This is a genomic window from Acetobacterium wieringae, from assembly GCF_001766835.1.
GTDB classification, from domain to species: Bacteria; Bacillota; Clostridia; order Eubacteriales; family Eubacteriaceae; genus Acetobacterium; species Acetobacterium wieringae.
The window spans coordinates 157,999-178,415 of record NZ_LKEU01000035.1 but is presented as its reverse complement, the minus strand read 5'-3'; the positions used below and the strand labels follow the sequence as shown (position 1 = coordinate 178,415).

Sequence of the window (20,417 nt, the reverse complement as noted above, 5' to 3'; positions counted from 1 at the left end):
TACTGCGATCCCGCTATTAGCCAACCCTACCAATGGTATTGGAGGCAATTTCACTGATCTTGTCGAATATTTTTAACATCTGTGTGCACGATGTAAAATTATTCTGTTTGGCAATCATGTCACTCATCTCTTCGGTCATATCAACATTTGATCGTTCAATCATCTCCTGAAACAGGTTGAAGGTTCCCGCCGGAGCTAATTGAAAGCCGGTGGCACTCTGAAAATACCCTTCTCCGACCGGGGTTAAATCGGCAGCGTTAGCCACCGTTGAGATATTGATCCGGGTTACTTCTGCACCATTTTGAACAATGGTGCCGTCCGTTTTCACCTTGAAATCACTGCCAGCCAGTTGAATCGGCTGACCGGCTGTGTTTAAAACCTGACCAACCCCTGGGAGCGTTAAAAAGCCCTGTTGATCCAATTCAAATTGACCATTCCGAGTCAATACCTGTCCAAAATTTGGATTCTGGATGACGAAAAACCCCTGACCTTGAATGGCCATATCCACCGACCGGTTGGTTTTCTCAAAACCACCCTGTGTAAAATCAATGTACTGCGCATCATTAATTGTAATGTAGGCACCGGGGCCAATGTCAGCCTGAGCAATTTGGGGATCAGTGCTCATCCGTGAGGCCATGTATTCGGCAAAGGTTGCCTGTATTGTTGACTGGTTTTTGTAGCCGGCCGTACTAACGTTGGCAACGTTCTGAGCCACGACATTAATGGCTCGCTGTCCGGATAACATCCCAGCTGCGGCTGAATAGGATCCTCTGTCCATTATAATACCTCCTAATTAATAATTCTTTAATTTAATAGTTTTTTAAACGGTTTCTCATTTTTATCATCGCCTGGGAGTGAATCTGAGACACTCGGGACTCTGTTACGCCCAGCACCTCGGCGATTTCTTTGAGTTTTAAGTTTTCATAATAATAAAGCGAAACCACCAGCCGCTCTTTTTCCTTTAACTGGTCAAGGGCTTCTCCCAACTTCATTTTCAGTTCATCAAACAAGATGGTGGATTCCGGTGAGTCATCCGCTCGCTCTTCGGTAATCAGCGGAGAAACTTCCATCATTTTTTCGTTTATGGCTTCTTCGTACGATAAAACAATGGAATTATGTCGCTGCTGTAAAATCTTCTGGAGATTAGCCTCCGATATTCCCATTTTGGCGGCAATTTCTGCTTCACTGGGTTCTCTTTCCAGGGCGGCATACAATTCGCCGTAGGTTTCTTCCAGCACTTTTGAAAGACTCCGCTGGCTGCGGGGGACCCAATCCTGCTTACGCATAAAATCAATCACTGCTCCTCTGATTTTTAAGGTAGCAAAAGTTTCAAATTTATTCCCCATCTCAGGGTCGAACTTTTCAACGGCATCAATCAGGACAATCATCCCCTGGTTAACCATATCGTCCAGCTGTCCGAAATTGTTGTAACTACCCTTAAATCTTAACACAATTTTCTTAACCAGACCGGTATATTGCAGAACGATTTCGTTCCGGATCTCAGTCGTGCGCTGTTCTTTATAGAGTTGCCAGAGTGCCATCGTCTTCTCATCGACAAGCTTTTCTGTCACTGGTGTCTCCACTGACTGCTCAAGCATCTGATCGACTGCCTGTTCTTCCGATACATTATCACTTAGTTCATTTTTTTCGCTATTTATTTCTGCAACATTCATTCTGACACTCCTTATTTTTAGAAGGATTTGCGTTGATTAGTTTTCCAACTTTATCATACCGATCACCTGAATCTGAATATTGGTATCTATTTCATTAAAGGATAGGACGGTTAGGTCTGCCATAAATTGTTCAATTAATCGCTTAAAATAAATACGCACAATTGGGGAAGTGAGAATAATCGAATGATCAATGATTTCCTTGAGTTTTTCAATTTGCTCGGTTACCTTTTCGACAATAGTTTGCACCACCTGAGGGTCGATGGCCAGATAGGTGCCATGCTCGTTTTTCTTCGCCGAATTGAGGATGATGTTCTCAATTTCCTGATCCAGCGCAATAACCTTGATGCTATTGCCATCGGTGTATTTTCTAGTGATGGTTCGTTTGAGTTTCTGTCTGACATATTCTGTCAGCATGTCCGTATCCTTGATACTGGTACCATGATCTCCCAGGGTTTCCAGGATGCTCTCCATATCCCGGATGGGGATTCCTTCATTTAAGAGGTTGATCAGAATTTTCTGGAAATCAGCTATCGAAATAATATTGGGAATGACATCATCGACAATGGCCGGGTTGGCTTTTGAGACGTTTTCCAGCAGCGTATTGATGTCCTGACGACTCAGCAATTCATGCATATGCTTCTTGATAACCTCAGACATGTGGGTAACAATCACAGAAAGGGCATCAATAACCGTATAGCCGTAAACCTCAGCCAATTCTTTCTCATTTTCAGTGATCCATTTTCCCTTAATGCCGTAAGCTGGCTCAATGGTTTCAATCCCATCAATGGGTTCACTGGTGTTGGTCGGATCAAGGGCCAGATAATAGCCGACCAGAACTTCGCCCTTGGCAATTTCTTCGCCTTTAATCTTAATTATATACTGGTTGGGGTTAATGAGTCCATTATCTCTTAATCGAACAGTGGGAATAACCACGCCCATGTCCATCGCAAATTGTTTTCTAAAAATAACGATCCGATCGATAAAATTCCCGGAGCTGCCTTCATCCACCATCGGCAAAAGGGAGTAACCAAACTCCATTTCAATCGGTTCCACCCCGATTATATTATAAACATTATCGATGTTACGGTAAAAATCAACTTCACTGCTTTCTTCCTGAATCAGCTGGGTCATCTGCTCAACCTCATCCACCACCACTTTGACATTGGAGCGACGGATTATCAGTAAACCAAATCCGCTAAGCATGACCGCTAACAGCAGGATTTGAAATGCTGGTGCGCCGGGAATAAAAGCCAGGGCCGCAATACCAATCCCGGCAATGACCAAAACCTGGGGTTGAGATAAAAACTGGTTCTTGACATCCACATTCAGGTTGTTTTCCGAAGCGGCCCGGGTCACAATCATGGCGGTAGCCACTGAAATCATCAGTGCCGGTACCTGGCTGACCAGACCATCCCCAACGGTGGCAATGGTATAAACCGAAACCACTTCTTCAAGGGGCATGGATCCCTGAACCATCCCGATAATCATTCCACCGACGAGATTGACGACCGCAATAATCATTGAAGCGACCGCATCGCCTTTAACCAGCTTGGTAGCCCCATCCATAGAACCATAAAACTCGGCTTCGGTTTGAATTTTCTGTCGCCTTTCTTTGGCTTCGGCATCGGTAATTGCCCCGGAACTAAGATCGGCATCAATGGACATCTGCTTTCCGGGCATGGCATCCAGCGTAAATCGGGCCGATACTTCAGAAATTCGCTCAGCCCCCTTGGTAATTACGATAAACTGGACAATAACAATGATAATAAAGACGATAAAACCGACAACGGCATTACCGCCCAAAACAAATGAACCAAAGGTTTCAATGATTTTCCCAGCTTCTCCGCCGTTTGAAAGAATCAATCGGGTTGAGGAAATGTTGAGGGCCAGTCGCAACAGCGTTGTAATAAGGAGCAGCGATGGAAAGATCGAAAAGTCCAAGGGCCCTTTTATATACATGGTTGTTAAGAGAATAATCAGGGATATGGATATGTTTAAAATAAACATAAAATCCAGAATAAATGGCGGCAGTGGTATAATAATAAGGGCGATTGTCAGAATTACAAAGACAACGACAAGGTTCTGAATGATTTTCATTTGACATTTTCCTTTTTACGTGTGCTATAAACCCAAGCCATTAATTCTGCTACAGCTTTGTAGAGTTCTGCCGGGATGTAGGCATTAATCTCCACCGATTCATACAGACTGCGGGCTAACCCCTTATTTTCTTTAACCAGTACCTTGTTTTCCTCAGCGACTTTAACAATCCGCAGAGCAATATGGTCTTTCCCTTTCGCCAATACCAGCGGGGCCACATCCTGGTCGGCATCATATTTTAAGGCCACCGCAAAATGGGTTGGGTTTCTGACAATAACATCAGCCTGAGGGACCATCTGCATCATCCGGCTCATGCTCATTTCCCGTTGTTTTTGCCGGATTTTCCCTTTAATTTCGGGGTTTCCTTCCGTCTGCTTATATTCGTCTTTGACTTCCTGCTTGGTCATTTTGAGTTTTTTTTCATAGTCGTAACGCTGATAGGCATAATCCAGAATGGCCACAACCGCAAAAATCATACAGACAGTCTGAACCATGGACATGGTCTGATCCATCATAAACATCACATTTTCATCAATCTTAGTGATTAGCATATCTGGTGTCATTGGAATCATGGCCAAAATGGTGGTATAAATAATGGCAATGATCAACGCTACCTTGGCCAGTGATTTAAGGAGCTCTACGAGTGATCGCAGTGAAAACATCCGCTTGATTCCTGATAGTGGATTAATTCGGTTAAATTTTGGTTTTAATGCATCCCCAGTTACCAGAAAACCAGTTTGTACCCCTGACATAATAACTGCAACAAACATGATTACGATTGCCACCGGCAGCACGGAAATAAAAAATACCAGAGCCCCTTCCCGAAATAACTGATTAACCCCGGACACGGTAAGGGTCTCCATGGTCGTCATTTTCTTCATTTGGGCAATATAGAGATTCTTGATCTGCTGATAGATAAATGGAACCAGCAGGTTTAAGATAAAAAAAGCCACAAAAAGCAGTACCACAGAGACAACATCTTTACTTTGAAAGGTATTGCCCTTTTTTCGTTCATCTTTTCTTTTTTTGGGGGTTGCTTTTTCGGTTTTTTCTGATCCTGCCATTCTTTTCTCCGATTATTAGCGATGTTAGACAAAAAACGTCAGTACCTGAGTTATTTTTTCCATCATCAGCAAATTCATTTGAGTCATAAAATTAGCCAATGCCGGGATTAAAGTGAAGATAACAATAAAACCAATGAAAACTTTAATTTGGATATTGATAACAAACACATTGATGTTCGGTACCAGGCGCATCAGGATCCCTACTGCAAATTCGGACACGATTTCAGTGACGATAATGGGGATCGCTACCTGTACGGCATAGATAAAAATATAGTACATCAATTCGATAAAATATACAGCCACCTTATCACTGACCTGTCCAACTCCCAGCGGAATAACCTGAAATGATTTAATCACTACGGTAAAGAGGGCCAGATGCGCATTTGAAATAAAAAAAACAAGCACGTACATCGCAGTCAACAAATTTCCGGTCACTGAGATATTGGCCTTGGTGGCCGGGTCATACATGGATGCCATACTCAAGCCCATTTGCATATCAATAACTTCTCCACCCAGTTGAAAAACTGAAAGAAAAAGGGTCATGATAAAACCAATTACAATACCTATGATAAAGCCCTGAAGCATCGCCCCGATAAACTCAATCCCACTGTAATTAATTACCTGGGTCGTTCCGAGTTCAAAGACAGCAAACATCGCAATGGCCAGAGATAAACCAACTTTCACGATACTGGGGACACTGTTTCGACCAAAAATCGGATTAAAAAAAATCACCCCGGCGGTTCGACAGCTGGCAAGCAAAAAAATCAAATACTGGTTCATGTCAAATGTCACATTTATCACCCATATTTATCTGTTAGATCTTGGTGGCAATCAGCTCAAAAATCCGAAAGACCAGATCCATCATCTGTTGAAGCATCCACCCACCGGCAATAATCATCATCAGTGCGGTGATGATCAGTTTGGGAACAAATGTCATGGTCTGTTCATTGATGGATGTAGCTGCCTGAATAATTGAAATAATCAAGCCCACCAGCATACTGATCAACAGGATGGGACCTGCCACCTTCATCCCGGTAAAGATTGCATCTCTAAAGATACCAATTAAATCACCTGTACTCATTAGCTGCTCCCTTCTTTAATTGTAGGTCATGATCAGGGTTTTGACGAGTAACCCCCATCCATCCACCACCACAAACAACATCAGTTTGAATGGCATGGAAATCATAACCGGTGGCAGCATCATCATCCCCATGGACATAAGTACACTCGAAACAATCATGTCAATGATCAGAAAAGGGATAAACAGCAAAAAACCAATCAAAAAGGCCCGTTTCAATTCACTGATGATAAAGGCAGGAATCACAACGGTCATAGGCAAGTCTGCTGGCGACACGTTTTCAATACCGGTTTGGCCTGCCTGTATTGCCAGACTTTTAAACAAATCCACATCCGTGGTGGTGGTTTGCATCAACATCCATTCTTTAATCGGCACCACTGCCAAATCCAAAAATTGCTGGGTGTTTATCGTACCGGCATTGTAGGGTTGCAATGCCACCTCATTGATCTCGGTTAAAACCGGTGACATTACAAAAAAGGTGATGGCCAGCGCCAGACCCACCAGAATCTGATTGGGAGGTGTTTGTTGCAAGCCTAATGCGTTTCTTAAAAACGACAGAACAATAATAATTCTGCCAAAACACGTCATCATTAAGAGCAGCGTCGGTACAATCGCAATCAATGTCATCAGAACAATGATTTTTACCGTATCCGAGCTTTCCCCAGCCAACAAACCTTCCACCGATAACTCGGCACCATAAGCTTTTACAGCAGTCAGAGAAAACAAAATGGCTAAGACCGTAAGGCTAATCAGTATTTTTTTTAAACGCACACTTCTATTTTTTGATGTCTCAATTATATCATTCATTCTGTTTTTCCTTTTGAGAAAATGATTTTACCATACTCAAAAAGCTCTCTTTAGATAGTTCCTGCTTTTTTTGATAAGGAATGGGCTCATCCAATTGTGATAAAATTTGAATGTTATGTTCCGTGACGCCAACCAGGTACTGAACTCCCTGGATGTCAACGATAATAATTGAACCGTTTTTCCCGACAATTAATCGTTCGATGACTTTCATATGGTGTTCGCCTGATAATGATCCTGGCCGTTTGATGAACCGTTCAATATACCATCTGCTTCCATAATAGGTTAAAACAATGACCCCGATGGTTCCCAATAGTGCCAGAATAATTGAAAATACATCACTCGAACCCAATTTGAACCTGCTCTCTTTTATTTGCCAAGGGCACTATTAACGGTTTGAAGGAGACGATCTGCTTTAAATGGTTTTACGATAAAATCCAGCGCACCATTTTTGATGGCTTCGACGACCATCCCTTCCTGACCCATGGCCGAACACATAATAACCTTGGATTGGGGCTCAAATCCTTTAATTGCCTGAAGCGCCTGAATACCGTCCATCACTGGCATTGTAATATCCAGAAGCACTAAATCCGGTCGATTTTCTTTGTATTCCGCCAGGGCAATTTCGCCATTTTCAGCTTCGATAAAATCGGTATAACCACCCTTTTTTAAACTATCCTTGATCATCATCCGCATAAAAGCCGCATCATCTACAATTAAAATTTTACTCATTTTCTTCTCCTTTAATTCATGCTTTGAATTTATTATCTATACTAATTTCTGCTATTTTTTTTGTTCAGAATTATCTCTGACTTTAATAATTTCGGTAATTTTTACGCTATAGTTATCATCGACAACGACCACATCACCCCGGGCAATTAATCGTCCGTTGGCAATGACATCCACCTGATCGCCTGCCTGGCGATCCAGCTCAACAATATTCCCCAGTGTCAACTCGGCGATATCTTTTATTTTTTTTCTGGTTCGGCCCAATTCTACCGTAATCTGAATTGGCACAGACATCAGTAAGTCCAGATTATCACCAGGGATATTCATTGGTTGCTCTTCACCAAGTTTTCGATATTCATAGGGATTGACCTGCACCGGTTGTTGGGGTGGGGCATAAGCCGCTGGTGGCGGATCATTTCGAACCACCCGAGCCGGTTCTGCTGGCGGAGCCTGGGGTGGTTGCTGGTAGGCCACTTCCGGTTGTACCGGCGGGGGCGGGGGCGGGGCAACTTTTTCCTCATCGTCCATGCCACTGGCACCCATCGACATGGTTACAATTTCCCGGGCCAGAGCAGGTTCCATGGCACTGATAAATTCACTTTCAACCAGGCCTTCAATGCTCAGATTAAACTTTATACTAACCAGATTATCGCCCTTCAAGGAAAACAAATCACGAATACTGGCTTTACTGGTAGTATCCAGTAGGGTTGGCGGTGAAATATTGACAACTTTTCCCAGAAATGAAGCTAATGCGCCTGCTGCCGCTCCCATCATCTGGTTCATGATTTCACCAATGGCACTTTTGCTGATTTCATCAAACTCAATATCATCACTGGTGTCCATATCAAACAACTGTGACAAGATTTTTTTCATGTCCGACTCTTGTAACAGCAGGACATTGGCCCCTTCGATTCCCTCAACATAGTTAATCAAAACCCCGATTACTGGTTCAAGGTAAGCGAACTCAAACTCTTCGACTCCGATTGTTTCAATTCTTGGCGTCGTAATATTAACCTTGGTATTTAAAATGGTTGACATTGCGGTGGCGGCTGTGCCCATACTGATGTTCATAACCTCGCCGATAACATCAACTTCCATTCCGGATAGCTTATCTGGATTTTCTACTGCTTCTGTCATATGAATAGTTCACTTCCCCTCTCGTTAAGCTCTTTTATCTGAATCGCTCTTTTTTTCTTGTAATCACCCATTTCTCCCCTAAACCAGACTTCATCGTTGACAACAATATCAACCATCGAATTTGCCGGTTTATTCAACTTGATGATATCTCCAACTTCCAGCTCATAAATATCCTGGGAGAGTACCTCCGTATCACCTAGGACACCTTTTATTTCCAACTCCGTCTTTCTGATTTCATTGATAATATTTAAGCGTCTCTTTTCCTCTGCCTGTTGATCGCCTCTTTTGATATTCTTCTTGGTTTGAGACATTTTCTTTTTAAAGAGCATATCCAGGGTTGTCGCCGGAATACAGATGTTAATCTTTCCCTGGGTTTCATTTACTTTAATACTCATAACGATAATGACGACATTTTCATCGGCCCCAATCCCCTGAAGAATTCGGGAATTGGTTTCAATTTTCATTAACCGGGGAGAGATTTCCAGATAATCAAACCAGACGTTTTTCATCAGGTTGATCATCCCTCTGAAAAAATACTCCATAACCCCAATTTCAATTTCAGTAAACTCCCGATCTTCCTTCAAGGGCTTTCCTGAGCCACCCAATAACCGGTCAAAACTGCAAAAACCAACGTCTTTGGAAAGATCCATGATGACCAGATCTTCTTCATCTTCGCTGTCTTTAATATCAAAATCAATCAGCCCCATTAAGACCGAATCGGGGAGGGCATTATTAAACTCGTAGTACTGCTGTTCTTCCACCTCGATTATTTCTACCAAACTGTATGTCTGCAGAATTCCTGTTATATGAGAAGACACCAGCCGGGCATAATTTTCATAAATACTGAATAAATGCTTAAGTTGCTCTCTGGTAAAAAGCTTTGGTCTTCTAAAATCGTAATCTTTAACCTTCTTACCGGCCACCGGACTTGGCGCTTCCGGCTCATCTTTACCACTGATCAGGCTGCTTAAAAGGCTATCAATTTGACTTTGCGAAAGAATTTCTGCCATTTCGTTTCTCCTAAGTGTTTGTCTCTAATTCTATTGTGCAACTGTATCTGTTCCTGTCGCAATGTCACTGAAGAAATCTTCAGTTTCGGAAATAATGATTTCAACCCGGCGATTTTTGGCACGGTTTTCTTCAGTATCATTGGGTGCGATGGGCCGATACTGGCCAAATCCCACTGACAATAATTTTGCCGGATCAGTAATATAGCCATTCTGCAAGAATCTTAGCACCTCATTGGCCCGGCTGCTGGATAAGTCCCGATCATCAACTGGTGAATCAGCCTGGGCCGTGTGTCCATCAATTCGGATTGATTTTATCGTCGGCTCCACAGCTTTAAAGGCCTGGCCAATGTCTGATAAGACCTGTTGTCCGCCGGGTTTAATCCGGGAACTGTCGGGTTCAAAAAAGATTGATGACATAAACTTGATCGAAACCGCTTTTTCATATTTTTCAATACTGACTGCCTCATCCAAGCCATTTTCCTTGGTATACTGACTCAGGTATTGGTAAAGATCTTCCAGATCAACAATCTCTTCCACCGAAATATCCTCGTTTGGCGATGTTGAACCGTCTGACTCGGTCGCTGTTCCGGTCGTTTCATATACTGCTGCTGGATTAAATATCTCAACCAGTTGCTTATACTTTGCTGCATCCAGCGTTGACATCGAAAAAAGTAGGATAAAGAAGATTAAAATCAGGGTGATCATGTCTGCATAGGTATTCAGCCAGGCATCTTTATTGATTCCTTTTTTGTTTTTATTTCGCTTACCCATAGTATATTATACCCCTATTTTTAACTTTCAACAGCTTTTCCTTTTTTACCTTTGGATTTTCCACCTTTTGAAGGAGATTCACCATTTGCCTTTCTGATTTCATCTTCCGTTAAAAAGTTCATTAATTTATCTCGGATGTACTTGGGATTCTCGCCTTCTTTTATGGCAACTACCCCCTCGATAATCAGTTCTTTTATTAGCAGATCCCGCTCCTGGGCAATTTCCAATTTACTGGAAACTGGCATAAAGACACAGTTTGCCAGTACCGATCCATAAAAGGTCGTAATCAATGCGACCGACATATCGGCACCCAGGGTGCTGGCGCCACCTTCAAAGCTCATGTTTTTTAACATGTTTACCAAACCAATCAGGGTTCCGATCATCCCGAAGGCTGGTCCCAGCGCAGCGCCCATATCATATATTTTTCGTTCGAGATCATTTCGTTCCGAAATATAATCGATTTTCTGATCAAACCAGGATCTTAATTTATCCGGTTCAATGGCATCGACAATTCGCAAAACGCTTTCCTTTAGAAACTCATCCTGAATATCGGCAGCCTTTGCTTCCAGAGCCAACAATCCCTTACGCCTCGCCTCTTTGGAAAGTTCTGTCAGAATATCCACATACTCCAGAGGGTCTTGTTTACTTTTAAAAAATATCATCTTTAAATGTTTGGGGATATGTTTAAACGATTTGATCGGAAAGGAGGCGATCAGCACGAAAAATGTTCCCCCGATGGTAATAAACATACTTTGAGGATCAATGAAATTCATTAATGCCCCGATGTTAAAACCATTTGCAGAACTGAATGTCATCCCAAAAAACATCGTAAAGACGACTAGGACATAAGCAATGATTGTTGAAATTTCCATAAATTTATACTTCCTGTCAGAAATTTAGTGGTTAACGGCTGAAAATGTTGCGTTTGTATGCGATTATCTTTGATAACACCTGGGCAGAACTTTCGTTTACCACATAATGTTTGCCATTCATCAGGCGAATGGTGGTATCTGGTTTTTCTTCAATAATTTCAATGATCTCACAATTAAGTAGAAACTTTTCATTCTTTTGTTTGTTTAATCTGGTTAATTCTATCATATTTCCACCTTAAAATATATTTTTTATTTTCATAGTATAACCTAAATAGAAGTAATTTTCAACTTTTTACTAAGTAACAGCCAGATACCAAAGGGGTACTAACCCCTTTGGTATCTGGCCAGGATAAAAAGCTCATCCCGAAGGATTTTTTCACTTCGGGTGAGCTCTTCTTAATTATTATTTGCTATCGTTTCAGGTTAATCAATTCTTCCAGAATGGAGTCAGAAACAGTGATGATTCGAGAATTTGCCTGAAAACCACGTTGGGCAACAATCATGTCGGTAAATTCCTGAGATAAGTCAACATTTGACATTTCCAGGTTGGCTGATTCGGTGCCGCCGGTGCCGTTGGTTCCGGCTTTAGTCGCAATGGGCGTCCCGGAGTTGGCAGATTCCATGAAGTAGCCATTCCCATCTTGCAGTAGACCATCGTTGTTAGCGAATTTTCCAAGTGCCAGGTAGCCCAAGGTTACGGGTTTATCACTTCCGGCTTCGATTTTTCCGATGATGGTGTTTGGTAAGCCACCGCTGGTATCCAGATCCAATAAATTTGCAAATTCTGTAGCATCAACATTTAAATTAATGCTACCAGATTCTCCTGTTAATGCGATATTTGGATTCTCTGCGTCAAACTCCCAATCTTCTGGAACTGAAAGATACTCTGTCACGCCACCCTGAGTTTTGATGGTTGCAAGTACTGTAACTTCGTCACTCGGGATAATTGTCGCATTAAACGGACCGTCTCCTGTAAACTGACTCGTATCAATCTTTAATCCGGGCATTCCGGAAAAAGTCAGAATTCCGGCACTTGAAACACTTGGGGTTCCATATGCTGTAAATGGGTCTTCATTTGTATCCGTTAACTCTGTTTCCTCACCAATAACATAACTACTTCCAGATTTCGCAATGCTTAAGGTTCCAATAATATCAGTAGTTGGCGGTATCGTAAAAGCGCCTGCAAAATCTCCACTTGTCGAGTCGACTGAAACAGTGTAACCAACCATCAATTCAACATTTCCGGTATAATTCGAATCCTCTGGCACCGTTACGGAATTTAACCAGCTAAATCCTGATGCTTTCGTAAATTCTGGATCCCCAGCTTTGATCCCGGTAATCTCGCCCGATTTACCAATGGTGATACCGGTATATTTAGCCAGTTCTGCTGGTGGAACGTTAATTGCCTGAAGATCGTCAATTGCCAGAGTACCATTGGCATCAAGAACAGGATTGTTATCCACATCCAGTGGTATTCCCATGACCTTGCTACCGGCACCATCGGTTAGATTTCCCAAGGCATCAAATTTTAAATTACCAACCCGGGTATAGCGGTTTGCTCCGGCCTCCGGTTGTACAACCAGGTAGCCTTCACCGGCAATATAGACATCCAGGGCTCGACCGGTGCTGGCTCCAGAGGAAATAGTATTGAGCATATCAATGCTGGCAACCTTGGCACCATAGCCCAACTGGCTGGCATTGGTCCCGCCAGTCGTGTTGGTTGCCTCAGTAGCGGTTGATAAATTCTGATAAAGCACATCACTGAAGACCACTCGACTGGCTTTAAAGCCGTAAGTATTAACATTGGCAATATTGTTACCAATTACATTTAATTTGGTCTGGTGGGCTGCCATCCCGGAAATTCCTGAGTATAAAGATCTGATCATTTTTGATTCCTTTCTGTGCCGTTCGAAGCTTATCTGTCGGTCAAAGCTTCCAGTCTCCTCATCGAGGTCCAACTATATAAACACGGCACCATCAATATCATTGAATAGTTTATTTTTCATTTCGTTTTTGTCCATTACGGTAATAACTCGTTTATCTGCCGCATTGACGATAAATGCTGAATTATCCATCATAATTAAGGCATTGCCAATCCCTTTTTCCTGAGCTTTATCACAGGCATCGCCCAATTTTTCCAAATCACTGTCGGACACTTCAATATTACGCTGTTCTTTTCTGATACTGGCGTGTTTTGTAAATGTAACACTGTTTTTAATTTGTTGATCGAGAAGCTCCTGAAAGCTGTTTTCCGTTTTATCTGGATTCGTAACTTTTGAGGTCTGATTCGTGGGATTGGTGATTTTTTCGGTTTGTCGAATGATGGCATCATTTAACCGATAAAAATTTCCATTGATTCTGTCCGTCATTGGATCACCTCTTCTTAACACTAAATGTCAATTATTCTGATTTCGCCTGAGCCACTTCCATAATACTACTCATCGGGTAAGACACACCGTTTACAATAACCTGAGCATCACCGTCATATAAATTAACACCTTCAACAACCCCTGATACCACATGGAGCGATCCGTCAGAAGCGTTTTCTGCCAAGGTTATCTCTTTTCCAATCAAGCTCATGGAATAGACTGTTTTAGTCATTTCATTCAGTTCAGTCAAGGCCTGCACCATTGAAAACTGGGCCATCTGGGTCGTGTATTGCGAGGTATCTGCGGTATTATTCATATCCTGATTCTGCAACTGGGCCACCATCAACTTGAGAAAATCATCCATATCCATCGATGTGCCGGTTTTCTTTGTCGAAGTAGCTGTTGTTGCTGATGTCGTTGCTGCAGTACTTAAATAATTATTAATACTATCAATCGCCATTATATTTTCCTCCTTAAATCAAGTAATTCACACGGTGGTTGGTATAGTTCTGGAGATTCTGGGGAATTAATACCGGTTCGTCTTCATCACCATTTGTTGTGATGCTGTTTAATACCCCGCTGTTTTTAATAAACCGTTCTCTTAACAGAGCCTGATTTTGATTTTGATTGGGATCAGAACCATTGTTCATCATAAATGCTGCGTTCTGACTATCGCCACTTTGTTCTACCGGGGTATTTAAGTGCACCGTTTCCACTTGAACATTCTGAAGCGCCAAACCTCTAACCAATTGATTAATTTGTTTTCCCAACAGTTTTTGGGTTTCCTGGCTGACAGCCATAATATCAATGATCAGTTTTCCCTGATCGTAACTCAATTTGACATCAATATCGCCTAAATTATCTGGTGACAGGGTCATTTGAAATACCATTGGCTTGTTGGGTTCGAAATTCTGAAGAATTTTCTGCTGAACCTGCTGAGCGACCTCAGTTTTGTTCGTTGCTTGAACTTCTGCGCTTTTGTTTGAATTAACAGCGGCCATATTAATTTCCTGAACACCCTTTTCACCCAGATTCTGTTTTTCTGTTTGATTGATCTGGTTGGTTTGAACATCGATTAATTTAAATTGGTCGGCCTCTGATTCATCCGTTAATACAGGTTTGTTTGCGCCATCAACCGCAATTTCAGATTTGTTTTCCAAAGGTTGATTCCCCTGTAGCTGTTGGCTTTCATGAACGGTCTTTAAATCGGAACCTTCGACTTTGATTGACTGGCTAACCAATTCCTGATCCGGGTTGCGTCTATTGGTTGTTATTTCAACTGAATCTAACTCAGACCCAACGAGTTTTTGCAACTCCGGTTCACCTTTAATTTGGAAAACCGTTCCATCATTCAAACCTTCACTGTTTTGCACCACTACCGGTGTGACTTCTTCCCCGATTTCTTCAAATGGTGTCATACCTTCTAACGCAGGTGACAGTAATAGCTGACTACTCTCCGTTGTCACGGTGAGCATTTGCCCCTGTTCACCCATAGCTTCCGGCTCTTCAACTCCTTGAATACCTAATTTCAGGTTAAGCCGTGTCAGCGCTGTTTCGATACCTCCCTGAAAACTCTGGATAGCCATTAACTGTGCTGAATCCAGTGTTGATAAAGAACTGCTTTGCTGTCCTTCATCACTTTTTAGCTCCGCTTCCTTCGGTTCTTCAACTTGATCATCAGCAGTCGTGACCGCATCATCTTTTAGTGATGTTTGATCGCTTTGCCGTCGATTGTTTTCTGCAATCGATTTGGCTTCCCGCTGATTCTTTCGAACCTTCTCCAAATGATGATCCGCCTGGTTGATCGTCTGTTTTGACTGATTAAGCAAATCCTTAAATTGAGCACTGTTTTCATGTCCACTTGACTGACTGGTGGATGGATTTTCTGGTCCACTCATTCCTCTCAATCCTGCCATTGTCGACCTTCCTGTCGCTTGAAACTCTAAATTCATTGCCTACCTCCCTTCGTAAGTTTGATTATTACCGATACACAATCGTACCGCTAACATGATCGAACAATTCAAATTGTTCGTTTATTATAACAGCCGTAACGGCTGTGATAATCATATGTATACTATATAAGCCAAAATAACCGCTGTAAACATCTAAATCACAAATTAAATTGGATTTTAAGAAAACTCCTATTTTAAATAATAATTGTTCCCGTTAAAAGAATCTTTCCTGAAAAACAAACCGTTCATTATTATATAACAGTCAAGGAAAACCCTGCAACTCATTTTATGGTTAATTTCTGACAAAAAAAAGCAGCGACAATGCCGCTGCTCATTATGGTAATCACCATCTTAATTGCAACTGGCTGTCATGTACCACCGTATTTAGACCCTGTAGTTTTGCGTCCTTACTTTTCAATAAGTATGCCAATATTACGTTGTTGTAATATTACGATATAATCCTCTCATTGTCAATGAAAATATTACTTTCTTTAAGGTAAAATTCTTGTAAACACCTCTATTTAGCTGTATTTATCTGCGTTTTGACCCTACCAGGTTGGTTGTATTTATTGCTGACTATCTTCCATCTCATTGTCATAATCATCTTTGGCAATCAACCCCTGATGCAGTTTTAAACCTAAAATACCCTGGGCAATGTTCGAGGCATGATCACCAACCCGTTCAATATTGGTCAACAGATCCAGAAAAATGACTCCGGCATAAGGATTGCAGATTCCCTCGTTAAGACGACGGATGTGGTCATCCTTTAAGCTTTCTGTCATTTCATCAATTTCTTCTTCTTCATCAAGAATTTTATAACATAAGCTTGACTCTTCTGTTTCCATTAATTCTACCATATCTCTGAGTGTGTTGGAAGTCAAACTGATTAAATTTAACACTTCCTGATTGGCAATATCACTGAAGACGATTTTGTTAGTCGCCCGCATTTCAGCCAGCTCCCCGATATTCATGGCATGATCGCCAATTCGCTCGAGATCATGGCTCCCTTTCATGACGAAGGCCAGACGATCATTTTCTTCTTCCGACATATTTTCGTTTGAAAGCTTAACCGAGTATTCCACGATGCCCTGTTGAAATTCATCAATGCGTTCTTCCCGCTTTATTATTTCTTCTACCAGCTTTTCATTCCCATCCATGATGGATTCACAGGCGATTTTAAAATTCTTAAAACTCATTTCGGCCAGGCGATTTGTTTCTTTAACAACCTGACCTAAAGCAACAGAAGGATTATTGAGCAATCGATCATCCAGCTGCAATCCTTTTTCTTCTTCTTTCTCAGGATAGATCCGATCCAGAAAGGTGACAAAATAACCAATCAGGGGAAACAACACAATGGTGTTGGCAACGTTAAAGAAGGTATGCGCCATGGCGATCTGTCTTGCCACGTTGGGAACCGCCTCTCCACTGCTACTGATAAATACGCCGGAAATACTGACAATGAATTCATAAATGGGATTAATCGCCATGATGCTGTCCATCCCAACGAGCAGGATCATCACCCAGATGGCTCCAAAAACATTAACAAAAAGGTGGATAAAGGCCGCTTTTTTTGCGGCCGTGGAGGTGCCAATGCAGGAAATCAGAGCGGTCACACAGGTTCCAATATTGGTACCGATTAAAATGGGAATACAGATTTGGATCGCACCGGTTCCCCCAATACTGGCAAATACCCCTGACAAGGCCAGTGCCTGGAGCAAACCAATGGAGGCACTACTGCTTTGTATGATACCGGTGATCAGGGTTCCGATCAAAACTCCCAGCAGCGGATTCTTTCCATAGGTTGACAATAAATAAATGAAATCCTCACTCTCCCGGAGTGGCTCCATTGCCGTTGACATCGCAGCGATACCAAAGAATAAGATCCCAAAACCAAGCATGATACTGCCCCAATCCCTATTTTTTTTGCGGGAACTGAAAAGCGTTATCAGGGCACCAAAGCCGATGAAAACGGGTGCGAGTTCCGTCACATTAAAAGCAATTAGCTGAGCCGTGACCGTTGTTCCAATATTGGCACCGAGAATAACCCCAGCCGCCTGGGTAAGTGTCATCAGCGCAGCATTGACAAAACCAACCACCATCACCGTTGTGGTGCTTGAACTCTGAACAATCATTGTGACAACGGTTCCCACCAGGATCGCTTTAACCTTATTATTGGTCAAAACTTCCAATAGTTTTTTCATTTTTGTTCCAGCTACCGTTTTTAAGCCTTCGCTCATCATGTGCATCCCAAAAACAAATAACCCTAAACCTCCGAAAAGGCCAATCAACATTTCTAACGTCATTATTTCCTCCAAAATAATCATTGATTAAGGCAACACCTATTCCAAATTAATAAACATAATGAAAAACCAGGCATTTGCAACCTAATCTCCTTATGTTAACCAGGATAACCGAATTTCTCTAAATTATATCACCTTTTTGAATTTAACATAATTTTAACATTAACCAATCCGTAAGAGAACCTTTTTTTAACTTTTTTAATTTGCTTCTTTATTATCGTTGCATTTTTATCGTTAACCACGTTAATAAACTTTATGTAGATCATTACAGGTTTTATTTCAAGAAATAAAACGAAGTTCGTCTAAATATCAAAAGTTTGGGTTGACATCAGGGCTTGTATTTGATATTCTTCATTCTAGTTTACAAATTAATAGCAAAAGCGTTGAGAAAAGAATAACTCAGTGGGTCAATGGTTTAAAGCGAACAGATGCTGGTGGAAGATCTGTAATCAAACTCTATGAATGGCACTTTTTGAGCTGCGATACCATTAATTCCTTGGGTGATTGACTGGTGTTGCCGTGAAATTCGTTAAATTTTTAAGGTGGTTTGTCAATGTCGGCAGACAACTTGGGTGGAACCGCGGTTATACCGTCCCTTGTTTTTTAACAAGGGACGGTTTTTTTTATTAAACCTAAATGCTATTTAAGAATAATGATAATCAGGAGGAAAAAAATGTCAGAATTTACCATGGCTGAAATTGTCAGTCTTGCCAAAATGAGGGGAATTATCTTCCCCGGTTCAGAAATTTACGATGGTCTTGCCAACAGTTGGGATTATGGCCCACTGGGTGTTGAAATGAAGAACAACGTTAAAAAAGCCTGGTGGAAGAAATTTGTCCAGGAGTCACCTTATAATGTGGGTCTGGATGCTGCCATCCTGATGAACCCCAAAACCTGGGTCGCCTCGGGACATGTGGGAGGCTTCAATGATCCGCTGATGGATTGCAAAGCCTGTCAATCCCGTTTTCGGGCTGATAAGCTAATTGCTGACTACTATTTTGAAAAGGGCGAGGATGTCATTGTTGATGCCTGGTCCAACGACGAAATGAAGACTTTTATTGAAGAACACAATATTGTCTGTCCGGAATGCGGTAAAATGGATTACACGGATATCCGTCAGTTCAATCTGATGTTTAAAACCTTTCAGGGGGTAAATGAAGATACCGCCAGCGAAATCTTCCTGCGCCCGGAAACAGCCCAGGGTATTTTTGTCAATTTCAAAAATGTTCAGCGAACGACCCGCAAGAAAGTCCCGTTTGGAATCGCCCAAGTCGGCAAGTCCTTCCGAAATGAAATTACACCGGGTAACTTTATTTTTAGAACCCGGGAGTTTGAACAAATGGAACTGGAATTTTTCTGTGCGCCTGGCACCGATCTGGAATGGTTTGATTATTGGAAAGCGTTCTGTAAGAAATGGCTGTTTGACCTCGGGATGAAAGATGAAAACATCCGCTTCCGGGATCACGAGAAAGAAGAGCTTTCCCATTACAGTAATGCCACCACGGATGTGGAGTTTCGCTTCCCCTTTGGCTGGGGCGAGCTTTGGGGCATCGCTGACCGAACCGATTTTGATTTAACCCAACACCAGAACCACTCGGGAAAAGACATGAAGTACACCGATCCGGTTACCAATGAAAAATATATCCCCTACTGTATTGAACCATCGTTAGGGGCTGACCGGGTTTTCCTGGCCTTCTTATGCAACGCCATGGAAAAAGAAACGATTACCAGCGGTGACAAAACCGAAGAGCGCAACGTCATGCGGATACATCCCTTCCTGTCGGCCTACAAGGCTGCTGTCTTACCGCTTTCTAAAAAACTAAGCGATAAAGCCCTGGAAATTTCCACCCTGCTGTCAAAACACTTTATGATTGAATACGACGAAGCGGGCAGCATTGGCAAGCGTTACCGACGTCAGGACGAAATCGGTACGCCTTTCTGTGTCACCGTCGATTTTGACACCCTGGACGATGAATGCGTTACCCTCCGGGACCGCGACACCATGGATCAGGTTCGTATCCCCATCGCTGAAGTGGTCGATTATATTACGAAGCGGATTGATTTTTAGCGAACCTTTTTTTTTAAAAAAAACGATCCCTGTTCGAAAGCTTTCGAACAGGGATCATTTTTGAGTGATAAATTAAAATTAAGCTTCTTTAATTGCCAATACGTCTTGTGGACATGCTTCAACACAGATACCACAAGCGATACATTTTGAAGGAACATCCCGATCTTCTGATTTAACCAGTACGCCAAATGGACATGCTTCAACACATTTTCCACAGTTTACACATAATTTTTTACTGATCATGTATACACCTTTGGCATTTTGAGTGATGGCTCCTGCTTCACATGCTTTAGCGCATTTACCGCATTGAACACATACCAATGTTTTAGGGCTACCATCTTCTTTTTCAGTGATGCGAATACAAGCCAATTCTGAAACTGGTTCTTTGTAGAATGCGTTTGCACATGCTAATTCACAACCTAAACACTTGACACATGCTGACTGATCTGCTACGACTACTTTTTTCATTGTTACTCCTCCTTAAGGACAATCT

At 42.0% G+C, this 20,417-nt stretch carries 21 protein-coding genes and 1 riboswitch; of the genes, 1 reads left to right on the top strand and 20 read right to left on the bottom strand.

Annotated elements, in window-relative coordinates; all coding sequences use genetic code 11:
* Nucleotides 1-16: 16 nt before the first annotated feature.
* The 19 genes from ACWI_RS13235 to ACWI_RS13145 all read right to left on the bottom strand — a co-directional run bounded on the left by ACWI_RS13235 (nt 17) and on the right by ACWI_RS13145 (nt 17,859).
* The gene (locus ACWI_RS13235) at nt 17-778 is read right to left on the bottom strand and encodes a flagellar hook-basal body protein (protein ID WP_070371905.1); all 762 of its coding nucleotides are present in this window, start codon (nt 776-778) and stop codon (nt 17-19) included.
* Nucleotides 779-809: 31 nt separating this feature from the next.
* On the bottom strand, nt 810-1,673 hold the full coding sequence (locus tag ACWI_RS13230) for a sigma-70 family RNA polymerase sigma factor (RefSeq protein ID WP_084633693.1): 864 nt from the start codon (nt 1,671-1,673) through the stop codon (nt 810-812).
* Nucleotides 1,674-1,709: 36 nt separating this feature from the next.
* Complete coding sequence (flhA, locus tag ACWI_RS13225) at nt 1,710-3,770, bottom strand: flagellar biosynthesis protein FlhA (protein WP_070371904.1); 2,061 nt, start codon at nt 3,768-3,770, stop codon at nt 1,710-1,712.
* A complete protein-coding gene (flhB, locus tag ACWI_RS13220; RefSeq protein WP_070371903.1) occupies nt 3,767-4,834 on the bottom strand; it encodes a flagellar biosynthesis protein FlhB in 1,068 nt (355 codons plus the stop codon). The genes flhA and flhB overlap by 4 nt, the downstream gene beginning before the upstream one ends.
* A gap of 24 nt (nt 4,835-4,858) precedes the next feature.
* Entirely contained in the window at nt 4,859-5,626 is a 768-nt protein-coding gene (fliR, locus tag ACWI_RS13215; protein ID WP_139142372.1) for a flagellar biosynthetic protein FliR, read from the bottom strand.
* Between the two features lie 22 nt (nt 5,627-5,648).
* Entirely contained in the window at nt 5,649-5,915 is a 267-nt protein-coding gene (fliQ, locus tag ACWI_RS13210) for a flagellar biosynthesis protein FliQ (RefSeq protein ID WP_070371901.1), read from the bottom strand.
* Between the two features lie 15 nt (nt 5,916-5,930).
* A complete protein-coding gene (fliP, locus tag ACWI_RS13205) occupies nt 5,931-6,719 on the bottom strand; it encodes a flagellar type III secretion system pore protein FliP (protein ID WP_070371900.1) in 789 nt (262 codons plus the stop codon).
* Entirely contained in the window at nt 6,712-7,068 is a 357-nt protein-coding gene (locus ACWI_RS13200) for a FliO/MopB family protein (RefSeq protein ID WP_070371899.1), read from the bottom strand. Before ACWI_RS13200 ends, fliP begins: the two co-directional genes overlap by 8 nt.
* Before the next feature lie 17 nt (nt 7,069-7,085).
* Nucleotides 7,086-7,448 carry a response regulator gene (locus ACWI_RS13195; RefSeq protein WP_070371898.1) on the bottom strand — a complete coding sequence of 121 codons (363 nt, stop codon included), beginning with the start codon at nt 7,446-7,448 and terminating at the stop codon, nt 7,086-7,088.
* 51 nt (nt 7,449-7,499) lie between these two features.
* Nucleotides 7,500-8,582 carry a flagellar motor switch phosphatase FliY gene (gene fliY, locus ACWI_RS13190; protein ID WP_084633691.1) on the bottom strand — a complete coding sequence of 361 codons (1,083 nt, stop codon included), beginning with the start codon at nt 8,580-8,582 and terminating at the stop codon, nt 7,500-7,502.
* Nucleotides 8,579-9,592 (bottom strand): flagellar motor switch protein FliM, encoded by a 1,014-nt coding sequence (locus ACWI_RS13185; protein WP_070371897.1) that lies wholly within the window; start codon nt 9,590-9,592, stop codon nt 8,579-8,581. The genes fliY and ACWI_RS13185 overlap by 4 nt, the downstream gene beginning before the upstream one ends.
* Nucleotides 9,593-9,622: 30 nt before the next feature.
* Complete coding sequence (locus ACWI_RS13180) at nt 9,623-10,363, bottom strand: OmpA/MotB family protein (RefSeq protein ID WP_070371896.1); 741 nt, start codon at nt 10,361-10,363, stop codon at nt 9,623-9,625.
* A 20-nt stretch (nt 10,364-10,383) separates the two neighbouring features.
* Nucleotides 10,384-11,235, bottom strand: coding sequence for a motility protein A (locus ACWI_RS13175; protein WP_070371895.1), 852 nt, complete (start codon nt 11,233-11,235; stop codon nt 10,384-10,386).
* Nucleotides 11,236-11,266: 31 nt separating this feature from the next.
* Nucleotides 11,267-11,461: a flagellar FlbD family protein gene (locus ACWI_RS13170; RefSeq protein WP_070371894.1), complete on the bottom strand. Its 195-nt coding sequence runs from the start codon at nt 11,459-11,461 to the stop codon at nt 11,267-11,269.
* A 184-nt stretch (nt 11,462-11,645) separates the two neighbouring features.
* Nucleotides 11,646-13,121, bottom strand: coding sequence for a flagellar hook-basal body complex protein (locus ACWI_RS13165; RefSeq protein WP_070371893.1), 1,476 nt, complete (start codon nt 13,119-13,121; stop codon nt 11,646-11,648).
* Between the two features lie 72 nt (nt 13,122-13,193).
* Entirely contained in the window at nt 13,194-13,604 is a 411-nt protein-coding gene (locus tag ACWI_RS13160) for a TIGR02530 family flagellar biosynthesis protein (protein WP_084633690.1), read from the bottom strand.
* A gap of 31 nt (nt 13,605-13,635) precedes the next feature.
* Complete coding sequence (locus ACWI_RS13155; RefSeq protein WP_070371892.1) at nt 13,636-14,064, bottom strand: flagellar hook assembly protein FlgD; 429 nt, start codon at nt 14,062-14,064, stop codon at nt 13,636-13,638.
* A 13-nt stretch (nt 14,065-14,077) separates the two neighbouring features.
* On the bottom strand, nt 14,078-15,520 hold the full coding sequence (locus ACWI_RS13150; protein WP_070371891.1) for a flagellar hook-length control protein FliK: 1,443 nt from the start codon (nt 15,518-15,520) through the stop codon (nt 14,078-14,080).
* A gap of 389 nt (nt 15,521-15,909) precedes the next feature.
* A riboswitch (cyclic di-GMP riboswitch) is annotated at nt 15,910-15,994 on the bottom strand.
* 128 nt (nt 15,995-16,122) lie between these two features.
* On the bottom strand, nt 16,123-17,859 hold the full coding sequence (locus ACWI_RS13145) for a Na/Pi cotransporter family protein (protein ID WP_070371890.1): 1,737 nt from the start codon (nt 17,857-17,859) through the stop codon (nt 16,123-16,125).
* A gap of 670 nt (nt 17,860-18,529) precedes the next feature.
* On the opposite strand from ACWI_RS13145, the gene ACWI_RS13140 reads away from it, so the two are divergent.
* Entirely contained in the window at nt 18,530-19,924 is a 1,395-nt protein-coding gene (locus ACWI_RS13140) for a glycine--tRNA ligase (protein WP_070371889.1), read from the top strand.
* Nucleotides 19,925-20,002: 78 nt separating this feature from the next.
* Here the strand turns inward: ACWI_RS13140 and ACWI_RS13135 are convergent, their stop codons facing one another.
* Complete coding sequence (locus ACWI_RS13135) at nt 20,003-20,392, bottom strand: 4Fe-4S binding protein (RefSeq protein ID WP_070371888.1); 390 nt, start codon at nt 20,390-20,392, stop codon at nt 20,003-20,005.
* Nucleotides 20,393-20,417: the final 25 nt, after the last annotated feature.